Origin of the sequence: Paenibacillus zanthoxyli JH29 (assembly GCF_000520715.1) — a bacterium.
GTDB classification, from domain to species: Bacteria; Bacillota; Bacilli; order Paenibacillales; family Paenibacillaceae; genus Paenibacillus_AQ; species Paenibacillus_AQ zanthoxyli.
This window is the reverse complement of record NZ_ASSD01000663.1, coordinates 1-9,138: the sequence shown is the minus strand read 5'-3', so window position 1 is coordinate 9,138 and position 9,138 is coordinate 1. Positions and strand designations below refer to the sequence as shown.

The 9,138-nt window shown below is 53.0% G+C and carries 13 protein-coding genes and 1 pseudogene; 5 read left to right on the top strand and 9 right to left on the bottom strand.

Annotation, left to right across the window (positions count from 1 at the left end; all coding sequences use genetic code 11):
• Window positions 1-201 precede the first annotated feature (201 nt).
• Window positions 202-417 carry a hypothetical protein gene (locus L691_RS0125745; RefSeq protein WP_025693083.1) on the bottom strand — a complete coding sequence of 72 codons (216 nt, stop codon included), beginning with the start codon at window positions 415-417 and terminating at the stop codon, window positions 202-204.
• 241 nt (window positions 418-658) lie between these two features.
• Between L691_RS0125745 and L691_RS0125740 the strand changes: the two genes are divergently transcribed.
• The 4 genes from L691_RS0125740 to L691_RS34125 are packed head-to-tail and all read left to right on the top strand — an operon-like array spanning window position 659 to window position 2,302.
• Window positions 659-1,216, top strand: a complete 558-nt coding sequence (locus tag L691_RS0125740) for a TetR/AcrR family transcriptional regulator (RefSeq protein ID WP_051459464.1) — start codon at window positions 659-661, stop codon at window positions 1,214-1,216.
• 4 nt (window positions 1,217-1,220) lie between these two features.
• Window positions 1,221-1,607: a DMT family transporter gene (locus L691_RS0125735; protein WP_025693081.1), complete on the top strand. Its 387-nt coding sequence runs from the start codon at window positions 1,221-1,223 to the stop codon at window positions 1,605-1,607.
• Window positions 1,608-1,667: 60 nt separating this feature from the next.
• Window positions 1,668-2,078 (top strand): NAD(P)-dependent oxidoreductase, encoded by a 411-nt coding sequence (locus L691_RS34130; protein ID WP_332249119.1) that lies wholly within the window; start codon window positions 1,668-1,670, stop codon window positions 2,076-2,078.
• Window positions 2,075-2,302, top strand: a complete 228-nt coding sequence (locus L691_RS34125; RefSeq protein WP_332249118.1) for an NAD(P)H-binding protein — start codon at window positions 2,075-2,077, stop codon at window positions 2,300-2,302. The genes L691_RS34130 and L691_RS34125 overlap by 4 nt, the downstream gene beginning before the upstream one ends.
• 17 nt (window positions 2,303-2,319) lie before the next feature.
• Here L691_RS34125 and L691_RS0125725 read toward each other — a convergent pair whose 3' ends face one another.
• Window positions 2,320-3,645: an MFS transporter gene (locus L691_RS0125725; RefSeq protein ID WP_025693080.1), complete on the bottom strand. Its 1,326-nt coding sequence runs from the start codon at window positions 3,643-3,645 to the stop codon at window positions 2,320-2,322.
• Window positions 3,646-3,876: 231 nt separating this feature from the next.
• Here L691_RS0125725 and L691_RS0125720 point away from each other — a divergent pair, with 231 nt between their 5' ends.
• Window positions 3,877-4,842: a Gfo/Idh/MocA family protein gene (locus L691_RS0125720; RefSeq protein WP_025693079.1), complete on the top strand. Its 966-nt coding sequence runs from the start codon at window positions 3,877-3,879 to the stop codon at window positions 4,840-4,842.
• 51 nt (window positions 4,843-4,893) lie between these two features.
• On the opposite strand, the gene L691_RS0125715 is transcribed toward L691_RS0125720, so the two are convergent.
• The 7 genes and pseudogenes from L691_RS0125715 to L691_RS0125685 form a co-directional block, all read right to left on the bottom strand.
• Entirely contained in the window at window positions 4,894-5,214 is a 321-nt protein-coding gene (locus tag L691_RS0125715; protein ID WP_025693078.1) for an ArsR/SmtB family transcription factor, read from the bottom strand.
• Window positions 5,215-5,649 carry an SRPBCC family protein gene (locus tag L691_RS0125710; protein ID WP_025693077.1) on the bottom strand — a complete coding sequence of 145 codons (435 nt, stop codon included), beginning with the start codon at window positions 5,647-5,649 and terminating at the stop codon, window positions 5,215-5,217.
• Window positions 5,650-5,751: 102 nt separating this feature from the next.
• Window positions 5,752-6,678, bottom strand: a complete 927-nt coding sequence (locus tag L691_RS0125705) for an AEC family transporter (protein ID WP_025693076.1) — start codon at window positions 6,676-6,678, stop codon at window positions 5,752-5,754.
• Between the two features lie 242 nt (window positions 6,679-6,920).
• On the bottom strand, window positions 6,921-7,211 hold the full coding sequence (locus L691_RS0125700) for a DUF6509 family protein (RefSeq protein ID WP_025693075.1): 291 nt from the start codon (window positions 7,209-7,211) through the stop codon (window positions 6,921-6,923).
• 326 nt (window positions 7,212-7,537) lie between these two features.
• Window positions 7,538-7,854, bottom strand: a pseudogene (locus tag L691_RS34460) (hypothetical protein); the annotation flags it as partial.
• Window positions 7,853-8,065: a hypothetical protein gene (locus tag L691_RS34455; protein WP_025693073.1), complete on the bottom strand. Its 213-nt coding sequence runs from the start codon at window positions 8,063-8,065 to the stop codon at window positions 7,853-7,855. The pseudogene L691_RS34460 and the gene L691_RS34455, both read right to left, overlap by 2 nt.
• Before the next feature lie 183 nt (window positions 8,066-8,248).
• Window positions 8,249-9,097 (bottom strand): EcsC family protein, encoded by an 849-nt coding sequence (locus L691_RS0125685; RefSeq protein ID WP_036738330.1) that lies wholly within the window; start codon window positions 9,095-9,097, stop codon window positions 8,249-8,251.
• Window positions 9,098-9,138 lie beyond the last annotated feature (41 nt).

Genomic DNA, 9,138 nt, shown 5'->3' with positions numbered 1-9,138 from the left:
GCTCGTCAGCCGCCGAGCTGCCGCTTGCCGCTGAGGAGCCCGGTACAAACAGCGCATTGGCCAGCAGGGCGATGCCCAGCGAGGTTGACAGCACGCGGGCGGGTTTGCCGCTCAGACCAACCCCTTTTTCCCCCAGCGATTCATTTCCAGATTTCTCTTCTTTACCCAAAGTGGGTGCCTCCCTTGATTATAATCTTGTCTTCATTCGGTACGCATGGGAACGAGCAGCAGCTCAAGCTTGCCTTCGTCCACATTCAGCCTGCCTTCTACCGTTTCAAATTCTCGGCCTCCGACTACCAAATAGTTGACATGCTCCAGCGCGGCGACCATATTCGCGCTCCACACGCGCTCCTCGATCGCATTAAGCGAGCCATCCGGCATTTTTTCATATAAAATAACGCTCATTCCATGTTCCAAGAGAATATCATTCCTCTCATGATTCTTTTGTACCTTTAATACGCCGAATGTCGGCCTAATGTTTCATTTTGGAACAGCCGGGGCAATGTAAAACCTTCCCATAACAGAATAAGCGTCTTGTCCTTCGTAGGCAATCCTTTTCTTTGCGTTGACAAAAGGATCTTTCCAGAAATAAAATATAGAAACGATAATATTTTCCTCGTTTTCTCATTCCGTTAGAAGGGAGGCATTGCCCAAAACTATGATGAAACAAAGAATACTTGCTCAAGCCAAACAGCAAATTTTTAAAAGAGGCTTTCGGTTTACGATGGCGGAAATGGCCAAACAATGCGGGATCAGCACGAAGACGATATACGAAAGTTATGCCTCCAAGGAAGAATTAATCCGTGACCTGGTCGAGCAGGCCATGGATGAAGTCAAAGAGCGCGAACAGGCTATCTTAAGCGACCGGAAGCTGGGCACCATGGAGAAATTACAGGCCTTGCTTGTGCTGCTGCCGCAGGACTTTCAATTTTTCGATATCACTCACCTGTACGAGCTGCAGCGGTATTATCCCGAGGTGTGGGCTATCTTGAACCCCTTTTTGGAGGAGCAGTGGGACGGGGTAATGCAAATGATCGGGGAAGGCCAGGCGGAGGGACTGCTGGAGAAGTTCAATACCTCTCTGTTTATACAGATGTATATCGGCGGACTGTACCGGTTGATGGGGCAAGCCTCCGCAAATCCGGGCGGACTGACCCTTCGGGAAGCACTGGACGAACTGGTTGACATTTTGTTGAACGGAATTAAAAGGAGGTAGCAGCATGCATTGGTTCTTGCTGATCGTTGCAATAGCCGCTGAAGTGGCAGGCACGACGTTCATGAAGCTCTCGGCCGGATTTACGAAGTTAGTTCCATCCATCCTGCTCGTTGTCTGTTATCTGGTCAGCTTATCCATGCTGAATCTTGCGCTGAAAGGCATCTCCGTGAGTGTGGCCTATGCGATTTGGTCCGGTGTGGGGACCGCTTTTGTGGCGGGGATCGGCTGGGCGCTGTTCGGTGAACAGATCACGGCGTTCAAGGCCGGATGCATTGTGCTGATTATTGCGGGTGTAGTCGGCTTGAATCTGAGAGAGGGAAGCCATGGAAAGACGGACAGTCCAAGCCCCCAGGAGGTTTCGGCTAACATTACGGCGCTAAAGGAGAAGTGACGATGAGCGGTACGCTCCAGAATACGGTTTACATAACTAGACGTTTAGGGGGAGACCGCTTTGAAGACAACGCATCAGATTGCAATTATCGGGGGGACAGGCAGAGCAGGACGTTACCTCGCACAAAAAGCGCTGGAAAGCGGCTACGGTGTTCGCATGCTTGTCAGGAATCCGGAAAAATTGATCTATCACGATGACAGAATACAGACGATCACCGGGGATGCCCGCGATGTAAGCTCTATTCGCACCCTTCTGGATGGCTGCAATGTTGTAATTAACACGTTCGGACAACCTGTAAAAGCTCTGCCGCTATACAGCGAAATAACGAGTAATGTCCTTGCGGTAATGAGTGAATACGGAATTCGAAGGTATATTGGCGTTACCGGCGGGTCTTTAAACGTAGACGGCGACCGTAAGTCGTTGGTTAACCGGGTGGCGTCGAAATTTTTTGAAATCTGTTCCGCAAAATGATCACGGATAAAAAGAAGGAACTAGCCCTTCTGACAAAGAGTGATATCGAATGGACGCTTGTGCGTTTACCCTTTGTGGTTGAAGGTTCGGAAACGGGGATCATCAAGGAAAATTTAACGGATGTTCCGGGCAGAACGATGACGAATGAAGATATTGCAAGATTTCTCATTAACCAGATAGACGATACGAAGTATGTAAGAAGAACTCCCTGTATTTCGAACTGAACCCACGAATTCATTCATCATCCAAGGCTGGCGGCCCGCGCTTTCCCGCGCCGGTACCACTGTACAAGTCCGAGCGAAACAAGGCTGACCGTAAGCAGCAGCCAATATACATGCCGGTATGCGCTCGCCGGTCCGGCATTCCGCTGGACATGCAGCAGCAGCCCGCACACCGCAACCGACACGGAACCGCCAAAGAATTGAATCAGCTGCAGAAGCCCCATGCCCGACCCGATCATTTCGCGGGGAAGCAGCATGCTGGCTTCATTGTTCAAGGACGCCAGCGTCGCGGAAAACGAAGGCGAGAAGACGACATAACCGAACAGGATGACCAGCGGCGACGATGATAGCGAAGAGCTGAACAAGGTTAACACGGCTACGAGCAGGACATGGCCCAGCAGCAAAAAGCGAAGGTTGCCGTATTTGTCGATCCAATGCCCGACGAAGCGGGTCAGGAACGCGGACAGAATGGCTCCAGGCGCAATCATAAGGCCGATGGTTAGCGCCGATTGACCAAATACATTGGCCAGCGCCAGCGGCATCAGGAACAGATTCCCCAAATTCAGCACGAGTGCGCAGAAGCCGATAACGACCAGCTTGCCGTAGCCCGAATTGGCAAACAGCCTGAGGCTGATGAAAGGCTGCTTCGTTCTCTTCAGGTGCCAGGCGTGCGCGCCGAAAGAAGCCAGGCTGACCGCCAGCCAAACCGCCGACCGGCCGGTGATGGCGGCAAGCAGCGTAGCCGCGTTAACGACAAGTAAGATCGCTCCGGTTAGGTCGAAGGCCGCCTTGCGCGGCTGCTCTTTGGGAAGCAGAAAGAGGAGAACCGGCATCACCAGCAGCACCAGACAAGTAATAGCGAACAGGCCGTTCCAGCCGAAATACTCGCTAATGAGACCGCCGACGATCGGCCCGAGGCCGAAGGCCATGGCACTGCCCGCCGAGATCATCGCAATCGCCGCGCCGCGCCGCGGGGTCGGAATATACCGGCTCGCCAGCACAAGGCCAAGGCCCGCCATGACGCCCGCTCCTGCGGATTGCAGAATCCGGGTAAGCAGCAGCAGATGGAAATCATGCGCGAAAATGCCAAGCACGGAAGACAGGCCCAGCGTCGTGAGCCCAAAAATGAGCAGTCTGCGGATCGGCACGAGATCGGAGAGCCTGCTGTAAATGACCGTCGACAGCGCGTATCCGATGGAATAGCTGGAGATAATCCATGACCCAAGGTCGGCTGAAATATGAAGATCCCCGATAATGCTGGGGAGCGATACGTTGAACATCGTCGTGTTCATCACTACAATAAAGAGGCAAAAGGTCCACAGCGGCATTACAACTTTGTCATTCATAAGCTAGTAGTCATTCCCTTGATTTATATTAATCTGCTAGTTAAAATAGCGCGCCCTATATACTACACGCTATGCCGTATCCTTACAAGATGGGGTTCTGATGATTGATCCGCATGATTTGACAGATTAACCGCCTGGTTATATACTCTAGGCGGATGTTTAGCACTTTTTTTAGTAAAACGCACATATGTGCTTAGAACCTATCCAACCATGCGAAACGGAGGGAATTGCATGAGTAAAGTCAAGTGGGCCATTATCGGACCGGGCGGCATTGCCCGGGAATTCTCCGAGGGCTTGCAGAAATCTGGCGGCACGCTGTACGCGGCCGGATCACGCAGCCTGGATAAAGCGCAGCACTTTGCCGAGCAATACGGAGCGGCCAAAGCTTACGGCGATTATAATGAAATGCTGCAGGACCCCGAAATCGATGCGGTCTACGTATCTACACCCCACAGTAATCACTATGAATATATAATCGAGAGTCTGAAACATGGCAAGCATGTGCTCGCGGAAAAAGCGATTACCGTCAACATCGCCCAGCTTCGGGAAATCGCGGCTCTGGCCGAGGAAAAAGGTCTGGTCGTGGCGGAAGCGATGACGATCTATCATATGCCTTTGTATGACAAGCTGCGGCAAATCGTCGACTCCGGTAAGATCGGCCCGCTTAAAATGATTCAGGTCTCCTTCGGCAGCCATAAGGAATACGACGTGAATAACCGGTTCTTCAGCAAGGATCTGGCCGGGGGAGCGCTGCTCGATATCGGCACATACGCTCTGTCTTTTGCCCGGCTCTTCCTGTCAGCCCAGCCGAAAGACGTTCTTACGACCGTCAAGCCATTCGAGACCGGGGTTGATGAGCAATCGGGCATTATCCTGAAGAATGATGCCGACGAGATGGCGGTTATCTCCCTGACGATGCGGGCCAAGATGCCGAAAAGAGGCGTTGTGGCCGGAGAGAATGGATTCATCACCGTGGATAACTTCCCCCGTGCCTCCAAAGCCGTTATCCAGTATCTTGACGGAACTTCGGAAACGATCGAAGCCGGGGACACCGACAAGGCCATCCAGTATGAAATCGAGCATATGGAGCAGGCCATTGCGGCAGGCGTCAGCGGCACGCTTCAACTGTCTCTGGACGTTATGGAGATCATGAGCAATGTCAGAGGCCAGTGGGGCATCACCTATCCTTTTGAATGAATCAATAAACCCGGTCAATGCACGAAAATATCGTGGCTTGACCGGGTTTGTTTAGTTCTCTTTTTCGGCGATGTGCTTTAAGATGGACAGCTTGTTGCTCCAGAACCGTTCATAGTAGGACAGCCATTCGTGAAGCTCCTCAAGCGGCTCGGGCTGCAACCGGTACAACTTCTCTCTCCCGACCTTCCGGCCGCTGACCAGCTTCGCTTCCGACAGGATATGCAGATGCTTGGTAATGGCTGTGCGGCTTACCGAAAAGTGAGAGGTAATTTCAGAGATGGGCCTTTCTTTCTCGGAAAGCAGCCGGAGCACCTGCCTGCGGGTCGGATCGGCAATCGCCTGGAATACATCATGCTTCTCCGCCGCCGCCATTTAGGCTTCAACCGCCTTTTTCAGCCGCTCCTGTACGATGGATACCCAGCCGCCCGCCATCCGGCCATGAATGACCGAGCTTTTCTCGCCCGCTTTTCCGACGAGCTCGTCAGGCTGCTTCCAGCCGCCATGAATAAGCGTAAATTCGGTCTTTCCTTCCAGTTCTTGCAGTTGAAAAGAAACCGTCCACCCCTCGGTGTCCCAATCGAATGCCAATCTATGCGGCGGATCAAGCGCTGTTACCTTGCACGGCGAAGGTCCGAAAGGAGATTGCAGATGAAATTCATGACCGATTTCCGGCTGAAAGTCATTGGGCATGAACCACTCAGCAATCCCTTCGGATGTCGCTACTTTATTCCAAACCTTCTCAATCGGCGCATCGATAATGACCGTTTGCACGATATCCGGCAAGGCGTCTTGACGTTTGTCTTCCATAAAACATCCCTCTTTCGCGGCTTTTTGAAATAACACCTTTTGGTTTCGTTTTAGATTATATATAACCTTTCGGTTTCATGTCAAACTCCGGTCGGAATTACCTTATCCGCTCGCCAATGCGATGAGCAAAGGCAGTACCAGGAAGGAGCCCAGCGTCGTCCATAGAATGCAGCGGGACACAAGCGACGGAGAGGCGCCAAATCGTTCCGCCAGAACGACCGCGTTAACCGCCACCGGCATAGAGGCAAGAATAAAGAGCACGGAATGGAGCGTCCCGGTAATCCCCAGCAGCTTTAGTACCACCAGCGCCAGCAGCGGGCCGATGAGCATTCGCATCACCATCCCCGTCCAGAACACCGGCATTTCGCCCTTCTTACTTGGCATCTTGCCCACCTTCATCATCTGCGCGCCCAGAATCGCCAGAACAACCGGAGAGTAAGCTCCCGCCGCCATGGTTATCCCCTTGTCCACTTCGGCAGGCAGATGCAGATCGAACGCCCTGAGCAGTATCGCCAGAATGGCGGCATAAATCGCGGGAAGGGAGAGTACTGATTTGATTGCGTTTTTTACGGAAAAATGGGAACGGGCCGCAAAATAAACGCCAACCGTATTGACGATAATCATCTGCCCAATGACATAAACAGATGCTTTATCCAGCCCCGCCTGTCCAAAAGCGAGCAGAACAAGCGGAAGACCATAGTTTGCACTGTTAGTCAAAGTGGAAATAAGCGTCAATCCTGCCCGATCGGGCGAAGAGAATCTCATCATTTTACTGATGCCGCTGGCCGTCCCCCACAGAAGCAGCAGGTTCAGCAAGGAGAACGCCGCCGTCAAATAAATGTCGTCAAATGAAATTTCCGCATGGGCCAGTGTGTCCAGAATTATGGCTGGACTTAAAAAATACAGGTACAGGGTAAGCAGCGGTTTCGTATCCAAGCGCTGAAAGCGCTCTATCAACGCACCGGCAATAATCGGAACCGACAGCGGGACAATGACTCCAAGCAGGGTGGACAGCACGGTCTGTATCACGGACAGTCACCTCATTATGTAGATTATTGTCTTCCACTATACCCCTCTGTTCATTACCCGTCCAAGACTTGTAAGCAATATCATTGATAGACATCGCCTATATTCGCAGCCGGACTTATTGCATCCGATTCCACAACCGCTTGCAAGTAACTGTCTGCTGCCCTGGCGGTTGATTGCATGCGAAAAAGCCCCGGGCGGGCGGCCCAGAGCCTTATACTGAATTAATTTGGTTAATCCCGGAGTTAACCCTCAGGCAAATGCTCCTTGCAAAAAGCGGCCAGCTCTTCTTCCTCATCATCCTCAAGGTCGAATTCAAGAATCCGCTGCGTTGTCGTTTCCATTACATCATAAGTAACGATGCTTACTTCTCCGTTGGCCTCTTTAACGACAGCCCGGACACTGACTCCGTTCTCCGAATAAAGCTCATCCTCTTCTTGAATATCAAGGTTAATCATAAACTCATAACGGTTCCCTGCAATAATGCCGAACGGGTCCCGGATCTGCTCCACGGTGTAGCTCGATATCGCAAGCATTGATTTTCACTCCTTTCATCTATATCTGCCGCTGCGACTTCAGGAAATCATCATAGCACAGGCTTGGCAGCGAGCGCCAGATGAAGGTGAGCCAGTGCCGTCAATCTCCGCTTTTGCGGGTGGACGTTTGCTAAACCTGGGAATGGAGAAATGACCGGGCGAAGTGCCCGATGCGTCCGGTCATCCTTGCCTTGCCGGCAACTTTAAGCGAAATAAGTTTCGGGGGTGATAGTGGTTCTTCACAGAACTATCATTTGTAGAATGACGTCGCCATGCGTCGCATCGGAGAGAACGCCGCTGTCGTCAGACGACGAAAAATGGGGGAGTCACACGGGAAACATGGCGACAACAGTGGTGACTGCAAGGCCGATCAGCACGGGCTGTAAATTGCGGCGCTCCAGATCGAACGGACTGACCCGCAGATGGCCGCCGCTGGAATAAGCGCCCAGGGGATGAGCGTTCCGCCGACGACCCAAATGGCGGCTACCTGGCCAAGCGCCGTCAGGGTAGCGGCGCCGGAGCCGATGGCTGTGGTGAACAGATGCGCAATGGAGCTGGCCAGCGAAATGCCAGAGAAGCCGGAGCCGTCAAGGCCGATAATGGCGCCGGTAAGGGTCAGCGTGATCGCGCCGACGATGCCGTTAGGCGGCATGGCGGTTGCCCACAAGGGCCACTGCGGGCGAAGGCCAGAAAAAGAGGGAGGAAAGCAGCATTATAATGCCACTTCCCCAGTAGCCATTACCTGCGTGCGGAGAAACCGGGTCAGCGGGAAGACCCATCGTCTCGTTGTTGCCGGCAAATCTCAGCACCCGGTTCATCGCCACGATGATCGAAATGATACTAATCGTTCCCATTAGCTCCTTGTCGCGTAGACAAAAGAGTTAAACACTCCCAATACCGAACCGCCAAGCGTCTTTTGTCGCCAGAAGCCCAAGAACAAAAATGCCGGTTACACAAATCATTGTTGTATCACGCCGCTTGATAACCAGACGCCATAATGCTCCTATGTCAGCTGTTCAGGAGCCTGGCTTTTGATTTTAGAGCGACGTTTCGTCCATCTCCGCCAGTCTGGCGAGAATTCGCCGTTTACGGTACAGCATCCGGGCCGCTTCTGACACCCCCTTCAGCATCTCGCGGTTAGTATACGCTCCAAATAACATTCCGGCGACGGGAATCATCTGCAGCAGCTTCTTCGAGCTCCAGTTGTCCCGGTAAGCAGCGATTACTTCGCGCCAGCCCTGGATTTTCGATACGGCTGCGCCTTCGCCGCCGAAAGTCCCTCCGTCCCTGCCAAGCTCAAGGTTCAGCTCTTCCAGAATCGCCCGTTTGCCAATCGTTTCGGAGGAAGCGAGCTGCATCACCTTTACGGCGAAGATGCGCTCCTCCTTCTCAAGCGGGTTATACCCGTAGCACAGGCCGATCTCCTGGATCACCTTCAGAGACAGACCAAGGATAGCGGGAATATCCGCCGCCAAGGTAAACACGCCGCCAATGCCCGTGGTCGCCCCCTGCGCCGTCGCGAGATTGCTCCGGCTTTTGGACAGCCGCCGCGCCGCTTCGTCCATCACCGCCAGGGGATACGGGCCTTCGGCCTTCCCACCCGCCTCGTGGCTCACCTCGCTTATAAGCTCGCCAACCTTGCGTCCCGCCACAAGGTAGTTGCCGCCGTTCTGGATATAGCTTCCAAGCTCATCCAGGAGCAGACCTATTTTCTCATGAACAATCTTGGGGGTAATCTTGTCCAGCAGCTTGAAGGGCAGCCGGGTCACCCGCTCCCAGATCATAAGCTGTCTCTGTTCCTTCTCCCAGCTCCTCACCTCTTCAAGCGCCGCGCGCAGCTCCGCCTGCGTTTCCAGTCCTCCGGAACCAAACGTTATTTCCGTCATTGTCACGCCTCCTCGTATAGTATCTTTAGAACTTTCTTTTG